General features: G+C 46.4%; 10 protein-coding genes. 5 read left to right on the forward strand and 5 right to left on the reverse strand.

Translation table 11 applies throughout. The features are described 5' to 3' along the window. Positions 1 to 4: 4 nt before the first annotated feature. Positions 5 to 1,534 carry a glycoside hydrolase family 10 protein gene (locus DWX33_RS16955; RefSeq protein WP_122380728.1) on the reverse strand — a complete coding sequence of 510 codons (1,530 nt, stop codon included), beginning with the start codon at positions 1,532 to 1,534 and terminating at the stop codon, positions 5 to 7. A gap of 206 nt (positions 1,535 to 1,740) precedes the next feature. Here DWX33_RS16955 and uvrA point away from each other — a divergent pair, with 206 nt between their 5' ends. Next, on the forward strand, positions 1,741 to 4,524 hold the full coding sequence (gene uvrA / locus DWX33_RS16960) for an excinuclease ABC subunit UvrA (protein WP_122380729.1): 2,784 nt from the start codon (positions 1,741 to 1,743) through the stop codon (positions 4,522 to 4,524). A gap of 88 nt (positions 4,525 to 4,612) precedes the next feature. On the opposite strand, the gene DWX33_RS16965 is transcribed toward uvrA, so the two are convergent. The 4 genes from DWX33_RS16965 to DWX33_RS16980 form a co-directional block, all read right to left on the reverse strand. Next, entirely contained in the window at positions 4,613 to 6,244 is a 1,632-nt protein-coding gene (locus DWX33_RS16965) for a RagB/SusD family nutrient uptake outer membrane protein (protein WP_005863343.1), read from the reverse strand. A gap of 25 nt (positions 6,245 to 6,269) precedes the next feature. Beyond that, positions 6,270 to 9,458, reverse strand: a complete 3,189-nt coding sequence (locus DWX33_RS16970; protein WP_122380730.1) for a TonB-dependent receptor — start codon at positions 9,456 to 9,458, stop codon at positions 6,270 to 6,272. A 436-nt stretch (positions 9,459 to 9,894) separates the two neighbouring features. After that, positions 9,895 to 10,113 carry a hypothetical protein gene (locus DWX33_RS16975; RefSeq protein ID WP_005863339.1) on the reverse strand — a complete coding sequence of 73 codons (219 nt, stop codon included), beginning with the start codon at positions 10,111 to 10,113 and terminating at the stop codon, positions 9,895 to 9,897. 49 nt (positions 10,114 to 10,162) lie between these two features. Beyond that, complete coding sequence (locus tag DWX33_RS16980; protein WP_122380731.1) at positions 10,163 to 11,965, reverse strand: T9SS type A sorting domain-containing protein; 1,803 nt, start codon at positions 11,963 to 11,965, stop codon at positions 10,163 to 10,165. 73 nt (positions 11,966 to 12,038) lie between these two features. Between DWX33_RS16980 and hflX the strand changes: the two genes are divergently transcribed. The 4 genes from hflX (at position 12,039) to DWX33_RS17000 (ending at position 16,802) form a co-directional block, all read left to right on the forward strand. After that, on the forward strand, positions 12,039 to 13,250 hold the full coding sequence (gene hflX, locus DWX33_RS16985; protein ID WP_005859898.1) for a GTPase HflX: 1,212 nt from the start codon (positions 12,039 to 12,041) through the stop codon (positions 13,248 to 13,250). Positions 13,251 to 13,271: 21 nt separating this feature from the next. Continuing rightward, on the forward strand, positions 13,272 to 15,260 hold the full coding sequence (locus DWX33_RS16990; RefSeq protein ID WP_122380732.1) for a DUF4954 family protein: 1,989 nt from the start codon (positions 13,272 to 13,274) through the stop codon (positions 15,258 to 15,260). A gap of 5 nt (positions 15,261 to 15,265) precedes the next feature. Next, positions 15,266 to 16,147 (forward strand): AraC family transcriptional regulator, encoded by an 882-nt coding sequence (locus DWX33_RS16995; protein ID WP_005863332.1) that lies wholly within the window; start codon positions 15,266 to 15,268, stop codon positions 16,145 to 16,147. Between the two features lie 97 nt (positions 16,148 to 16,244). Beyond that, the gene (locus DWX33_RS17000; RefSeq protein ID WP_005863330.1) at positions 16,245 to 16,802 is read left to right on the forward strand and encodes a glucose-6-phosphate isomerase; all 558 of its coding nucleotides are present in this window, start codon (positions 16,245 to 16,247) and stop codon (positions 16,800 to 16,802) included.

Raw genomic sequence — 16,802 nt, forward strand, 5'->3', positions numbered from 1 at the left:
GTCTTTATAATTTTACTTTCTTTGTCTTGCCCTCGCTCTCGTTGTGAAAGCGATCTACGGCGGTCACTACATAGCGATATTTTACCTTACCTTTCTCGTAAGGCATCAAGTAGCCGGTTTCCCGGGTGATAGCCACGATCTTCGAGGGATCGCTCGTGTCTATTGGCTCTTTGTCGTTAAAGCGATAAACCACGAAATAAGAGGCTAGCTCCGGATTCGTGGGGCTTTGCTCCGCTTTCCAGTGCAAGAGGAAGCCCTTGGGCGTCCATTCGGTCTTTAGCTTGCTTACGTCTTTTGGCGGACGGTTATGCATATGGGTATAGGCCGGGATAAGGGCCGGGTAACGGTGGTAGTTCCGCCGTAGGCTGTCGGCTACGCCCTTGTTGTTCCATAGAATCTCGTTGGCGGGCCAGAAGCAATTGCCGCTCACGTGCGGCAAGGCACGCTCGTAACGCATCTTGCGGGTTAATTGGTCCGCTTTCATGGTGCGGGCCACGTCTTGCCCGATATATAAATGACCTCCGTTGGCGTTTTTGTCCCACCATTTGATAAGCGTGATGTAATCCGCCGCCGGGTGTCCGATCTCCCAATAGATCTGGGGGATGTTATAATCGATCCAACCTTGCTGTACCCAATAGGTGATATCGGCGTAGAGGTCGTCGTAGTTTTGCAGGCCGTTGGTATTGCTACCCGATCCGTCCGCGGTACTTTTCTTGTTGCGGTAGATGCCGAAGGGACTGATACCGAAGCGTACCCAAGGCTTGGTGAGCAGGATGGTACGTTTCAATTCCCGGATCAGGGTATTCACGTTCTCCCGGCGCCAATCGTTCCTTTGCGCCTCGCTGTATCCTTTTCGCAAGCCGTATTTCCGGAAGCTGTTATCATCAGGGAAAGGCATACCCGCTACGGGATAGGGATAGAAATAATCGTCCATATGGATAGCGTCCACGTCGTAACGGCCGACGATATCACGCACTACCCGGCAGATAAACTGACGGCTTTCCGGCAATCCCGGGTCGAAAAGGATTTGTTTATTATAAGTGACAAACCATTCGGGATGCTTATGATAGATGTGGGAATCGGCGAAACGGGTGTTTCCCGCCGTGCTCGCCCGGTAAGGATTCAACCAAGCGTGAAACTCCATGTTCCGTTTATGGCATTCTTGGATTAGGAAGGCCATCGGGTCGAACTCACCTGCCGGGGCTACGCCCTGCTCTCCGGTGAAGAAGCGACTCCACGGCTCGATATCGGATTTATAGAAAGCGTCCGCCTCGGGGCGCACCTGAAAGATGATGGCGTTGATGCCGCATGCTTGCAGGTAATTAAGCTTGCGGATGAAGTCTTTTTTCATCCGGGCGGGAGTCATATCCTTGTATTCGCCTTGAAAAGCGGTCTGTATCCATGCTCCCCTAAACTCTCGCTTGGCCTCCTTGCCCGTACTCGTAGCCGGACGAGGCTTCTCGCGAACCGTAGAACATGAGGTTATCGCACAAAAGAGAATCGCTACTAAGAAGCGAAAATATTTAATATACATGGGTGCCTTGCTGTGTTTGTCTATGAAATTTTCAACAAATGTAGAAGATTCCCTGTAAATATGAAATATTTCACCCTTGTTATTTTATTTACTTGGCAGTAGAGACGAGGCACACCCTGTCTAACTGTGTGAATTAGTTCGATGAAGATAGGGCAGAATCGGTTAGTTTTGGCTATCTTTGCGTTAAAGAAAAAGATAAAGGTAATATGTCTGAGAGCAATTCGATTTTCATCAAGGGGGCACGTGTCAACAACTTGAAAAATATAGATGTAGAGATTCCGAGGGACAAGCTGGTGGTGATAACCGGGCTGTCGGGGAGTGGAAAATCATCGTTGGCGTTCGATACCCTTTATGCGGAGGGACAGCGCCGGTATGTAGAGAGTTTATCCGCTTACGCCCGCCAGTTCTTGGGAAGGATGAGTAAGCCGGAATGCGACTATATTAAGGGAATACCGCCCGCTATCGCTATCGAGCAGAAGGTGAATACCCGTAATCCGCGTTCCACAGTCGGTACATCTACCGAGATTTATGAGTATTTACGCTTGTTATATGCTCGCGTCGGGAAGACGATATCGCCAGTTTCTGGCACCGAGGTGAAAAAACATCAGGTGAGCGATATTATCAAGGAGGTCATGCGATATCCCGAAGGGACTCGTTTTGCCGTATTCGCTCCGGTTGTCTTGCCGGAAGGCCGGGATATGAAGGAGCAGCTGGAGATCTTGCGGAAAGAAGGATATGCCCGTCTGTCGGTGAATGATACGGTATATCGTATCTCGGAGGTACTGGCGAGCGAGGAGTTGCTGTCTTACCCGATCGAGTTGTTGGTGGACCGCCTGACGGTATCGGACGATAAGACCTTGAAAAGCCGTTTGGCAGACTCGGCCGAGACCGCTTTCTTTGAGGGCCATGGTACCTGTTTGATCCGTATTTATACGGAGGAAGGGGTAGTCGTGAAGGAATTTTCGAAGAAGTTCGAGGCGGATGGCATGATATTCGAGGAGCCTACCGATATGATGTTTAGCTTTAATAATCCGTTGGGCGCTTGTCCGACTTGTGAGGGGTTCGGTAAGGTGCTGGGTATCGATGAGAATCTGGTGGTGCCTGATAAAAGCTTGTCTGTCTACCAAGGAGCCGTGGTTTGCTGGAAAGGTGAGGTGATGGGGGAATGGCTGAAAGACTTTATCATGAAGAGCGAGAAATATAACTTCCCGATCCACCGCCCGTATTACGACCTGACACAGAAAGAGAAGGATTTGTTGTGGCATGGGGCGAGAGGTTTACACGGCATCGACGATTTCTTTAAGTTCGTGGAAGAGAATCTTTATAAGATACAATACAGGGTGATGCAAGCCCGCTATCGGGGAAAGACGACTTGCCCGGTTTGTAAGGGGAGCCGCTTGAGGCCGGAAGCGCTGTATGTGCAAGTGGGCGGTAAGAATATCGCCGAGCTGGTGACGATGCCGGTTTCGGAGGCAAAGGTTTTCTTTGATCAGCTGGAACTGGACGAGACGGATGCGGCGATCGCTAAACGTTTGCTCACGGAAATCAATAATCGCTTGCAATTCTTACTGGATGTGGGGTTGGGTTATCTGGCTTTAGATCGCCTCTCGGCCTCTTTATCCGGAGGAGAGAGCCAACGTATCAATCTGGCTACCTCGTTGGGTAGTAGCTTGGTGGGTTCGTTGTATATTTTGGATGAGCCGAGTATCGGTCTGCATTCCCGGGATACGGATTTGTTGATCAAGGTATTGCGACAGTTGCAAGCCTTGGGGAATACCGTGGTCGTGGTGGAGCATGATGAGGAGATTATCCGTGCGGCGGATTATATCATCGATATCGGTCCGAAAGCAGGGCGTTTGGGGGGCGAGGTCGTTTATCAAGGCGATGTGAATAACCTCCGGAAATGTACCGATAGCCACACGGTACGTTATTTGACGGGAGAGGATCAGATCGAGATCCCGCCTTATCGCCGTCCGTGGAATAATTATATAGAAGTGACAGGGGCTCGGAAGAATAACTTAAAGGGCGTGGACGTGAAGTTTCCTTTGAACGTGATGACGGTGGTTACCGGCGTGAGCGGTTCGGGTAAAAGTTCCTTGGTTCGTGATATTTTCTACGAGGGCGTGAAACGCCATTTGGATGATGCCGCCCGTCTGACCGTAGATTGCTCCGGTATCAGTGGAGATTTGAATATGATTCAGGCGATCGAGTTCGTAGATCAGAACTCGATCGGAAAGAGTTCTCGCTCGAACCCCGTGACGTATATCGGTGCTTACGACGAGATCCGTAAACTATTCGGCGAGCAGCCTTTAGCGAAGCAGATGGGATATAACGCCGCTTATTTTTCCTTTAATAAAGAAGGAGGTCGCTGCGAGGAATGTAAGGGCGAGGGCAAAATCACGGTAGAGATGCAGTTTATGGCGGATATCACCTTGGAATGCGAGGCTTGCCACGGCAAACGCTTCAAGCAGGATGTATTGGATGTAGAGTATCAAGGCGCTAACATATACGATGTATTGGAAATGACCGTGAATCAAGCGATCGAGTTCTTCGAGAAAGGTTCCGGCTCCCAAGAAAAGAAGATCGTGAAACGCTTGAAACCGCTGCAAGACGTGGGCTTGGGCTATATCAAGCTGGGACAGACTTCCTCCACTTTATCCGGTGGTGAGAACCAACGTGTGAAACTGGCTTATTACTTAGGCCAAGAGAAGCAGCAACCTACCTTGTTCGTTTTCGACGAGCCTACGACCGGTTTACATTTTCATGATATCAAGACTTTGTTGAAAGCTTTCAATGCCTTGATCGAGAAAGGTCACTCCGTGGTAATTATCGAGCATAATATGGATGTGATCAAATGTGCGGATTATGTGATCGATTTAGGACCGGAAGGCGGAAAGGCCGGCGGGCAGCTGGTTTGTGCCGGTACACCGGAGGAGATAGCGGCTTGCGAGGCATCCTATACCGGAAGGTTTTTAAGGGATAAGTTATAAAGAGACGATATAAAGACAAATGTAAATAGCTCCTGCCCGAATATTCGGATAGGAGCTATTTCTTTTAAGAAGAATGGGAGCATTCCCATTAATATCCTGGGTTTTGCTCGATGATTCCATTTTTCGCAAGGTCTATAACCGCTTGCGGTATCGGGCCGTATTCGTGGGTCCCTTTGATGAAACGGGCATTTTGGAGATGAGAGCGGAATGTCTTCTCATGCTCGAAATAAGTATTCATCACGTCTGAGGCGATTCCCCAACGGACTAGATCAAAGAAACGTTCACCTTCTAAGGCGAATTCCAGACGTCGTTCGGTACGTAAGGCTCGGATCGCCTCCTCTTTGTCGGAAAATGACGGATATAATCCGATCCGGTATTTGGCGGCATCCGCTGTCCCGTCAGCGGTTTTTACGGTCTGGCTGTTCATGGCACGCTCGCGAACTTGGTTGATGTATTTCAATCCGGTAGCCAAATCGCCTAGTTCGATAGCAGCTTCGGCACGCCACAATAACACGTCCGCATATCGAATAATATAAACATTCAATGCGTTTACGTATGGCCAGATAGCCAAATAGTAACTTGAGTTCTTGGAGACAATACGTTTTTTCGGGCTATACGGACCGTAAACCGTAGCCTCACGAGGAGTCCAGTCATAGAGTTGGACATCTAGGAACATGATTCCGGGGCGGGCTACTGTGTGGTCTAGGCGGGTGTCTACATAATCATTTTCCGAAACGTCTATGCCGTCTTCCAAAGGCAAGCCGTTGGAGTCGGTCTTATAAGCGTTTACTAGGTTTTGGGAAGGACGAAGGAAACCATAGTTGGGATAAGGGCCTCCCGGAGGTAACAAACGGTCGCCCGGATTTCCGTTGTAGTTGTTCGGGGAGCCATCGTTGATAGAGGCTTGGACTGAAAATAAAATTTCAGAGCAGTTGTCATTTTCCGGCAAGAAGATATTCCGGAAGTCGGGGAGTAGCTGGTATTTGCCGGAATTGATCACCTCATCCGTCGCTGTAGCGCATTCCTGCCATTTGCCTTGGAACAAGTAAACTTTAGCCATATAAGCCCGGGCCGTCATCTTACATGGACGTGCCACATCCGGCTGGGAATCCGGGAGACCTTCGTAGGCGGCCTTAAAATCATTCAGTATCTTCTCCCATAATTGATCGGATGTATACTCCTTATTCGAGATAGAGGCGAACGCGGAAGGATCGCTGACACTCTCGTCGAAATATGGGATCTGGTTATAGATGATCTTTAAGTTGAAATAGAAATGGGCACGCAGGAAACGCATCTCGGCGATACGGGTCTCCTTTTTATCATAATCGCTGCCTTTGAGGATACGGATCGCTTGGTTACAGCGGTTCACGCCCTCGTATAAGGCTAGCCATTTCCGATTGTAATCTTGAATAGTCGGGTCGATATGGAAGATTTCCATTAAGTGAACCGGGTTTTGGTCTCCCGTACCACCTCCGCCTTTGTAGGTATCGTCTGAGATCACATCGCCAAATTGCCAGTTGGAGCATCCTGAATTCAAGCCGGAGCTGGCATCGTCCATCTGCCCGTCTAGGATGGAATAGGCGGAGATAATCAATCCCTCGATGTTATTGGGATCTTGTGCTTGTTCGGGAGTCAGTTCGCCTACAGGTGTCTCTTCCAGAAAATCGCTGCATGATGTCAATGCGAATACGGCACAGGCCGCTATAATCATTTTCTTCATATTCTTGTTTGTTGTTGTTTGATGATTAAAAACTTACGTTTACTCCAAAGGTGAAGGTGCGGGATAACGGATAGATGCCGCGGTCCACACCCATATCTAGGTTACGGTAGTCACTGGAGTAACTTTGCAATCCCACTTCCGGATCGATACCGTCGTATCCGGTGATCGTGAATAAGTTGGTTGCTTGCGCATAGATATACAAGCTATTGAACTTAATCTTGGATAGGATGGACTGAGGTACGGAATAACCGATTTTCATGTTCTTTAAGCGAACGAAAGAGGCGTCTTGCACATAGTAGGACGAGGGCCGGATGTTATTGTTCGGATCGTCCATGGTGACACGGGGTATATCCGTATTCGTGTTGGTCGGTGTCCATGCGTTAACGACACGGCTGTTTTTGTTGTATTGCGATTGATTGTAGAAATCACCCACATAACGGGTCAAGTCGTATACATCGTTTCCGAACATTCCCTGAAAGAATAGACTGAGGTCAAAATTATGGAAGTTGACTCCTAATGTAAGGCCTGCTGTGACATCGGGGAGCGGGTTACCGATATAGTCACGGTCGTTACCGTCTATTACGCCATCTCCGTTTACGTCTACGAACTTGATATCACCCGGTTTTGCGTTGGGTTGGAGTAGTTCGCCTTTATTATTGGTATATGATTTGATCTCCGCCTCGCTCTGGAATAAACCGTCTTCTTTATAAGCGTAGAAAGAGCCGATTGGTTGTCCGATGGCGGAACGAGAAACCTCTTGGTCGAAGTTGAGGGAGTGAATCACGCTGGTAGGCAGTCCGATATAGGAGACATCACCGTCTAATTCCGTCATCTTGTTTTTGATAGCGGACATATTGAAGGCGACATTGAACCCGAAATCTTTATTGATGCTCTTATTGTAGCTGACCTCAGCTTCGAAACCCCGGTTACGCATTTTCCCGACATTGTCCCATACCGTTTGGTTCGTACCCCCCACGGTACCGATCAAGGGACGCTCCCATAATAAGTCCTTGGTATCTTTGTTAAACCAATCCAGCACAACGGTTAGGCTGTTATCTAGGAAGCCTAGATCCAGCCCGACATTAGTTTGCGTGGTGGTCTCCCATTTCAAGTTTGCGTTACCGTAACGGGTTTGGGTGTATCCGGTTGTCACGGAACTTTGGCTACCGTCGATCGGATAGTTGGAGTGGTTCGGATTACTCATGTAAGAATCGATCGTAGAATAAGCCGGGATATCAGAGTTGCCGTTTTGTCCCCAACCTATGCGGACTTTCATGTTGCTGATAGCCGGAATATCATAAAACTGTTCGCTACTGATACGCCAGCCTGCGGAGACAGCCGGGAAATTACCCCATTTATTGTTACCAAGTTTAGAAGATCCGTCACGTCGGAACGTGGCTGCGAATAAGTAGCGGTTGTCGAAATTATAATCAATTTTACCGAAATAAGACATCATCTTGGAAGTAAAGGCAGAACCTGCGTTCTTCTGGGAGCCACTATCGCCCGCATCGAGGAAATGGAAGTTATCGTCATCCGAGGCAAAGCCTTCACGGGAGGCGGAGAAGTATTCCTCTTGATAACGGTTTGTCTCGATACCTAATAAGGCTCCGATCGTATGTTTATCGAATGTCCGTAAATAGTTTAACGTGTTCGTGAATACCCAATTGAAGTTCCAACGGTTTTGCGTGCTCAACGTACTCAAGGGTTGCTGGGTGTTCAATTCGTTGTATTTGGCCTTGAAGCTTCGTTTATACAGGTTTTTATAATCCGCTCCGAAGTTGGTCTTGAAATAAAGTCCCTCTAGGATATTCAGTTCGGCGAATAGATTACCGAATAGACGGGTGGTACGATCTTTATTATCCTTATTACGGTATAATTCGCCTAACGGGTTGGAGATGTCGGCGATCGGGTTGCTGCCGAAATTCCCGTCCAGATCGTAAACAGGGGTAATGGATACGGTCTTATAGGCGTTGTATAACATACCTCCCAGTGCGGCGTTATTGGTGACCGAGGTTCCCCACGCATGTGATAATGTGGCGTTCTCACCGATTTTCAAACGATCGTTGAAGAGCTTGAACTCATTGTTGAAACGTCCGGATATACGTTTGAAACCAGTATATTTCATAAGACCGTCTTGGTTGAAATAGCCTAGGGAGAACAAGTGGCTGCTAACTTTATCTGCTTTCGCCAGAGAGAGGTTATAGGATTGGACCATGGCTTTTTGCATGATCTCGTCAACCCAATCCACGTCTCCCGAGGGAAGGCGGTGATCTGCGTCAAGGAATTCCGGAATTACGGCGGTCTCGCCGGAGCCATACACGTCGCTTACTGGTGATTTCCCGTCGTTACGCTGTGCCTGCCATAATAAGTCGCCATATTCTTGGGCGTTTAGCATACGCATCTGTTTTGCCGAGGTTTGTACACCCACGTAAGCGTCTAGGTTTACCCGGAAAGTACCTTCCTTCCCTTTTTTTGTACTGATGATAACCACGCCGTTTGCCGCACGTGCGCCATAGATGGAAGCAGAAGAAGCATCTTTCAATACCTGCATACTTTCGATATCATTCGGGTTGAGAAAATTGATGCCGCCCTCTACTGGCACGCCATCGATGATATAAAGCGGATCATTGTTACGGATCGTGCTGAAACCGCGTACACGTACCGCTACGCCTCCTCCGGGCATATTATCCGGGATTACGTTTACGCCGGACAATTTACCTTGCATCATTTGATCTACACTGGATACCGGGGTATCTTTCAGGTCGCCTACCTCCAGTACGGAAACAGCACCGGTAAGGTCTTTTTTCTTCTGTACACTATAACCTACCACGATAACCTCGTCTAGGTTCTGGGTGTCATCCTGCAATTGGATCGTGAGGGGAGAACCATTCCCGGCTGGAATCTCCTTGGTGTTATAACCGATATAAGTAACGACCAATATGCTTTGCTTGTTTTGCAGCGAGAGAGAAAATTTGCCGTCAAAATCGGTTACGGCTCCATTTGTAGTCCCTTTCTCAATCACGTTAGCCCCGATAATTGGTTCTCCGTTCGTATCGGTGACTACGCCACTTACCGTGAATGTCTGTTGAGTGATCGTCATTCGTCCAGTAACGTTTGGCAGATCCTCCGCCGGTGCCGCATTGATTGGCTGTAAGTATGCTACGCCTAGCAAAAGAGCGGGAATCGCCATCGTAAAGTAATTTCTGTTGTCCATCCTTTTGTCCTTAAAATATATTAGAATTAATCTATTTTTTCAGAACGCAAAGGACGTGTGATTATATTACGATGATATGTCTATGTTATTAAAAATATGTTCACGATTGTATTGCCTTTCAGGGATATGACGATTAGGCTACGATTACAAAAATGATATTGGCTGTCTTTTGCGTATTGGTTAATGACGTTTTAGTACTAGTGAATAAAATGTAAGAATTATGAAAGTAACTCATTTTAAGAAAGTAAGCGAAACAAGTGGTGTGTGTGTCCTGTTAAGATTGTACTTATTTATAATCGAATAATTTATACTGTGCGTAGTCTTTACGAGACATTCAAGTAGCCTGTGAAGGCGAAAAAGCAGTAATATTAATACTAGTGTAATAAAATAAAGTTCATTCAGCCTGTTCTTCTGTGAAGAAAAACAGGCTGTGTTTTTATTGCTTGGCAGGATCATCGTCTTTATTCCACTTATCTCGCATTCTCAGACGTTTGACTTGCAGATAGCGTAGAAGGATGATGATGACGAGCGTAGCGCCGATCATCAAGAAATATTCGGTATAATTGTTTCCGGGATTGTTTCCCGGCCAGCCGATGATACTCATTACGATTAAGTAAACAAGTAAGGCAATTGTTGTGATATTGATCTTCTTCATATTCGTTTTATTCTAAAAACAGGGCAAAGATATAAGATTGTTTCGGGCTTTAGGAGGTTAAAACGCATTTGTACTGTGCCCGATAATGTTCTGTTTGAATAATTAAGATATATAAACCTTGTGGGAGGGGAATCGGGAGGATAGGGTTCCCTGCCTGTACCGCTTGCGTGAATACTAATATGCCTGCCGGAGTAAACAGTTCGACTTTACCGGGGGATGGAAGATTAGTAATGAATAAAGTCTTGTTCTCTAGCTGATAGCTTAATTCCGGAAATGAAAAGGCTTGATTGGAAACAGGGGAATCTTGTCGGGCTTGAGGTTCCGATGTCGGGAAAGATATGGGTGCGTTCGTTGATAATAATTTATAATTGGCTGGTTCGGATGTATTATATACAGATAGGCTGGTACTTTTATGCGCTTTGACAAAGAAAGCGGAGAATGGAGGGATGGCGAAATCGCTACCGATCACGTAGGGTTGGTAGGTGGAGCCGTCATATATATAAATGTATCCGTCTAAGGCCGAGTTTGATTCTATTTGACTAAGAGCTAAAGGAGCCGGCAGAGGATTACCGCATAGATACCAGCCGTTGTGATTCTGGTTCTGGCTTTGGTTGTTAATGCTTACCGGAATAGAGGCTTGACCGTTTTTTCCGAAATCTATAGGGATATCTTTTGCTTTCGAGGAGAAACGAAGGTTCTGACGATCGGCGGAAGCGTCAATAGCGATCAGGTATCCCTTGTTCTTCTTGAAGATGGGCTGGGATGTATTGATTATTGTTCGTGGTATGACTTCCCAGTTGTTGGAAGGGCTTTGTGAATTAGCTCGCTTTTCTCCGTTATAGGTTTGTACGTAAAAGTAATTACCGTTTGTATCGCTTTTGTCATCACCCAGTTGGAAATCCGGGTCTATGCCGGAAGCGAATACATCGAAGGGGAAGGAGATAAAATACCATTTGCCTTTTTGAGCGAAGGTCTTCTCGATTGTTATTTTGCCGGAGATGTTAATAGTTCCAAACGATCGCAAGGTGGAGGAAGACGCCAAGATACCATCATTAGGATAGATGGTAAGGTTATTTGCGGATAGATTTCCGGTTGGTAAAATATGGATATTTCCATTGCCAATAAAGATATCTTTACAGCTGATATTTGTATTTATGGAGATATTGCCGTTAATCAAGGCGTTGCGGTGACGGTAGGCGGGTAGGTGGCTCCAGCGATCCTCATGGTTCCAATTGCTGTTTCCGGTAAATAGGGAATAGGTAGGAATCATGCCGTGTGCGTAAACGCTGTCTACATAATAATAGCCGTTTTTGGTATTGGCGGCCGGTGTGGGGACGATAATATCCAATCCCGGGGGATTGCTGCCTATATCCGTCTTTTCGAATGAAGCAGTAGCATCGTCTTTATTTAAAGTTATGATCGACACATATTCTGGTTTGTTAGGGCGGTAAGTCTTAACTTGCATCTTTTCTCCGAGCATTAAATGGATGCCCCCTTTCCGTATACTGATTTTTATATCTTGATGATCTGTTAACGTGAAATGCTCGAAAGCCACTTGCGTATTCATTGGCATTCGTAACCCGTAGTTTCCGTGGCTGTTAGGAATATCTTTCACGCCGGAGATATCTTCAATAAGGGCTTCACCTGTAATGGCATAATCCCAATTATCAGAAGCAAGTCCCTCAAATGTCTGCATCCGAAACGTATCTCGAATAGATATATTTGCGTTACTTTGCACAAAGCTTTCCCATGTAGACGGATTTGAAACTTGTGACTGAATAAATTGTTGTACGAATAGGAATGCCGTACAAGCGACAACGCATCTGGATAGATGCCAAATTCTCTTTTTCATAGCTAAGTTGATTTATATTTGTAAATATGTTCGCAAATATACGTAAATAATTGAAATAATATATCTTTGTGGCATGAAAGAATTTATCATATCTGAGGCACAGACCGAGAAGGCCGTTTTGGTGGGTTTGGTTACCCCTGAGCAAAATGAGCAAAAAGTTAAGGAATATCTGGACGAATTGGCTTTCTTGGCCGATACGGCAGGGGTGGATGCGGTAAAGCGTTTTACCCAGAAAATGGATTACCCGAATTCCGTCACTTTTGTCGGGACCGGTAAATTGCAGGAAATTAAGGAGTATGTGGTAGAGAATGAAATTGGCTTGGTGATCTTTGATGATGAGCTGAGTCCGAAGCAACTCCGTAATATTGAGAAAGAATTGCAGGTGAAAATCTTGGATCGTACGAGCTTGATCTTGGATATCTTCGCTAGCCGTGCGCAGACCGCCCATGCGAAGACACAGGTGGAGCTTGCACAATATAAATATATGTTACCCCGCTTGACTCGTCTGTGGACACACTTGGAGCGTCAGCGAGGCGGCGTAGGTATGCGTGGTCCGGGTGAGACACAGTTGGAGACTGATAAACGTATTATCTTGGATAAGATCGCACGATTGAAGAAAGAGCTGGTGGATATTGACAAGCAAAAAAGCGTACAACGGAAAAACCGGGGTAAGATGGTACGTGTAGCGTTGGTCGGATATACGAACGTAGGTAAATCTACCTTGATGAACTTATTGAGCAAGAGTGAGGTCTTTGCCGAGAATAAGTTGTTCGCTACGCTAGATACGACCGTACGCAAGGTAATTATCGAGAACTTGCCGTTCTTGCTGTCTGATACGGTCGGATTTATCCGTAAGTTACCGACCGAGTTGGTGGAATCTTTTAAATCTACCTTGGATGAGGTACGGGAGGCGGATTTGCTGGTACATATCGTGGATATCTCACACCCGACTTTTGAGGAGCAAATAGAGGTCGTGAACCGTACGTTGGCGGAGATCGATAAGACCGAGAAACCGATGATCATGGTTTTCAATAAGGTGGACGCATTTACCTTTGTCCCGAAAGAGGAAGATGATTTGACCCCTCGTGGTCGTGAGAATATCGATCTGGATGAACTGAAACGTACGTGGATGGGAAAATTGCAAGATAATTGCATCTTTATCTCCGCCAAGGAACGTACGAATATAGAGGCGTTGAAAGAGATGTTGTATGAACGGGTCAAACAAATCCATATCACCCGTTTCCCCTACAATGACTTCCTCTTTCAGCAATATGATGAAGAGTAGAGTCTTACAAAATTAGTACCAATGAATCATTTGAGAAATTTGCGGCCGGATGAGATCGCCACCTTGCGATCTCAGGCTTGCCGGGCCGATGATTGGAATCAAGTTTGGGTTCCAGAAGTGTTTGATATTGAATATGTGAACCACGTACGTTTTTCAGGAGTGGTTAAGTTAGGAGCCTTTCGTAAGGTGTTTACCCTGCCGGGAGGATTGGTAAAGCATAGCGGGCTTCGTCATGTTACCCTGCATAATTGTACGTTGGGGGATAATGTGCTGATCGAGAACGTACAGAATTATATCGCTAATTACCGGATCGGTGATGACTGCTTTATCCAGAATATAAATGTTATGTTGGTGGAAGGCAAGGCTACGTTCGGGAATAATGTCGAGGTGTCGGTCTTGAATGAGACCGGCGGGCGTGAGGTTCCGATTTACGATGGCCTGTCGGCTTCATTGGCTTATATTATCGCTTTGTACCGCCATCGTCCGGCCTTGATCGAACGCTTGCGGGATATGATTACCGCTTATACGGAGGGTATTGCCTCTACGGAGGGAACGGTTGGCGATAAGGTCAAGATTGTCAATACCGGTACGATCCGTAACGTGAAGATTGGTGATTACGCGACCATAGAGAATAGCGCACGTCTGGAAAATGGTTCCGTAAATAGTAAGAGAGAGGCCCCGGTATTTATCGGGGATAGTGTGATTGCGCAAGATTTCATTGTCTCTTCGGGAGCCAAGATCGCGGATGCCGCTAAGATTATCCGTTGCTTTATCGGACAGGCTTGCCAAGTGACGCATAACTTCTCGGCCCATGATTCCTTGTTGTTCAGCAACTGCGCTTTCGAGAATGGGGAGGCTTGCGCTATTTTCGCCGGTCCGTTTACGGTGTCTATGCATAAGAGTAGTTTGTTGATAGCGGGAATGTATTCGTTCTTGAATGCGGGAAGTGGCTCCAACCAGAGTAATCATATGTATAAGCTGGGACCGATTCATCAAGGGATCGTGGAACGTGGTTCCAAGACGACCAGCGACTCGTATATCCTTTGGCCGGCCCGTATCGGCGCTTTCTCTTTGGTAATGGGCCGCCATCATCATCATAGCGATACTTCCGATATTCCATTCTCCTATTTAATAGAGAAGGATGATGAGACTTACTTAGTCCCGGGAATTAATCTTCGCAGCGTGGGTACGATCCGTGATGCCCAGAAATGGCCGAAACGTGATAAACGTACGGACCCGGATCGCTTGGATATGATTAACTATAATCTATTGAGTCCCTATACGATCCAGAAGATGCTGAAAGCGGTGGATATCTTGAAAAACCTGCAGGCATTGGTTGGAGAGACTTCCGAGATTTATTATTATCAGAATACTCGTATAAAAGGTTCCTCCCTCCGGAATGCGTTGAACTTTTATGGGATGGCAATTAATAAGTTCTTTGGTAACTCGTTAATCAAGCGTTTGGAAGGTACGACCTATTGTTCTATGGAAGAGGTCTGGGAGCAATTGCGTCCTACGGAATCCAAAGGCTCCGGAGAATGGCTGGACTTGGCGGGCTTGATCCTCCCGAGGGAACCGCTAGATGCCTTGTTGCAAGATATCGAACAGGGGGAAATCGCTTCCTTAGAGGATGTGGAATGTTTTTTCCGTTTGGTTCACGGACGTTATTATTCCTTGGAATGGACATGGGCCTACGAGATGATCGAACGTTATTATGGGGTGGATCTCCGTTCGATTTCCGCCGCGGAGATTATTGATCTGGTTCGTCGTTGGCAAGAATGTGTGATCCGCTTGGATGAGATGCTTTATGAGGATGCCCGTAAGGAATTCTCTTTGACTTCTATGATCGGTTTCGGTGTGGATGGTTCCAACAAGGAAAAACAACAGGATTTCGAGGGTGTTCGAGGAGATTTCATGAATAATCCGTTTGTTACCGCCGTGCAGGAACATATCGTGAATAAACGGGCGCTTGGGGATGAACTGATCGAGAGGTTGAAACCTTTAGTATAAAGCCTATGAAACCATTATTTCAAGAACTGCCATTCCCGATAGATAGTCACATTCATTTCTATGTGGAGGATCTACCGCATTTTATAGTGCCTTGGCACTACCATCCGGCTATTGAGATAATGTATATCACAAGTGGTACGGGTACTCGCTTTGTCGGGGATCATGTGGAAGGATATTTCGAGGGCGATGTTTGTATGATCGGCCCTCAACTACCGCATGAGTGGAGAAATGACCCTGTTTATTTCGATAAGAGTTCCGGCTTGCGGGCTACTTGTATTTGCTTGTTCTTCAAGCGTCAGATTTTTGAACCTAATTTAATCCGTCTTCCGGAGATGAATAATATCCGGGAATTGATAGAGCGTTCCCGTAGAGGGATTAAGTTTGTGGGTAAGTCCCGGAAGAAGATTGCCGAGCTGATCAGCCAATCCGCCAATGAGACGGGAGCGAGTAGGGTGATCAAATTGATTGCTTTACTGGAATTAATGGCGACTTCCGAAGAATATGAGATATTAGCCAGTACGGGGTTTACGGAAACGGTCAACTCGGATGATTTCGAGCGTTTCAATAAGGTCTATAAATATCTGGTGAAGAACTTCACGTCTCCAGTGAAGCTGGAGGAAGTCGCCGCTTTGGTAGGTTTGACTCCGACCGCTTTTTGTCGTTATTTCAAGAAACGGACCAAGAAGACTTTCGTGGAGTACCTGAATGACATGCGCATAGGACACGCGAAAAAACTATTGATAGAGGGAAACCTGAAGATATCCACGATTAGTTCCGAGGCCGGATTCAATAATCTATCCAACTTCATCGGCCAATTTAAGAAAACCACGAATATGCTTCCATCCGAGTACCAGAAAAAATATAAGGAGCGCCTGGATGGAGAATAAGGACAGGATTTCATAGTTGTTTGGAAAAATACTAAAATAAAGCCCAAGGTATTCGATCTATTTTTGCGATATAAGTTGTATCGTAAAATAGAATATCATGGAACATAAAAAGATTGTAATCCCATCCTTGTCATTTTTTCAAGATGAGCTAAAGGGGGAAGGTGTGGTAAAGAGCCGGAGAACTTTAGGCGAGCTTGCCGGAATTTTTGAGAATCAAGATGCTTATTCCCAATTACCATTAGATCAATTAGCATACGAGGTATATAGTTATTTACCGGAGCGGGAAGGCTCTCCGGGAGGGCTTTATTTTGGTATTACTCAATTATATCCGGGAAAGGTGGGAGATGAGTATTTCATGACGAAAGGCCATTTTCATCAACAAGAGGATCGTTCGGAGTATTATTGGGGATTGGAAGGCGAAGGTATGTTGATCTTGATGGACCGGGAACGGAATACGTGGGCGGAAAGGATGATGCCGGGTAGCCTGCATTATATACCGGGCGGTGTAGCGCACCGGGTAGCTAATACTGGAAATAGCGTCTTGTCATTTGCCGCGTGCTGGCCTTCGGATGCCGGGCATAATTATGAAGAGATCGCGAATAAGGGCTTCTCGGCCCGATTGGTAGAAGTGGACGGTACCCCTAAATTGCGATAG

Origin of the sequence: Parabacteroides sp. AF19-14, from assembly GCF_003635485.1 — a bacterium.
In the GTDB taxonomy this organism is placed as follows: domain Bacteria; phylum Bacteroidota; class Bacteroidia; order Bacteroidales; family Tannerellaceae; genus Parabacteroides; species Parabacteroides distasonis.

Coding starts and splice junctions, on each gene's coding strand:
- hflX (WP_005859898.1), top strand. CDS start 12,039: ATGAAAGAATTTATCATATCTGAGGCACAGACCGAGAAGGCCGTTTTG.
- DWX33_RS17000 (WP_005863330.1), top strand. CDS start 16,245: ATGGAACATAAAAAGATTGTAATCCCATCCTTGTCATTTTTTCAAGAT.
- DWX33_RS16975 (WP_005863339.1), bottom strand. CDS start 10,113: ATGAAGAAGATCAATATCACAACAATTGCCTTACTTGTTTACTTAATC.
- DWX33_RS16970 (WP_122380730.1), bottom strand. CDS start 9,458: ATGGACAACAGAAATTACTTTACGATGGCGATTCCCGCTCTTTTGCTA.
- DWX33_RS16995 (WP_005863332.1), top strand. CDS start 15,266: ATGAAACCATTATTTCAAGAACTGCCATTCCCGATAGATAGTCACATT.
- DWX33_RS16990 (WP_122380732.1), top strand. CDS start 13,272: ATGAATCATTTGAGAAATTTGCGGCCGGATGAGATCGCCACCTTGCGA.
- DWX33_RS16980 (WP_122380731.1), bottom strand. CDS start 11,965: ATGAAAAAGAGAATTTGGCATCTATCCAGATGCGTTGTCGCTTGTACG.
- DWX33_RS16965 (WP_005863343.1), bottom strand. CDS start 6,244: ATGAAGAAAATGATTATAGCGGCCTGTGCCGTATTCGCATTGACATCA.
- uvrA (WP_122380729.1), top strand. CDS start 1,741: ATGTCTGAGAGCAATTCGATTTTCATCAAGGGGGCACGTGTCAACAAC.
- DWX33_RS16955 (WP_122380728.1), bottom strand. CDS start 1,534: ATGTATATTAAATATTTTCGCTTCTTAGTAGCGATTCTCTTTTGTGCG.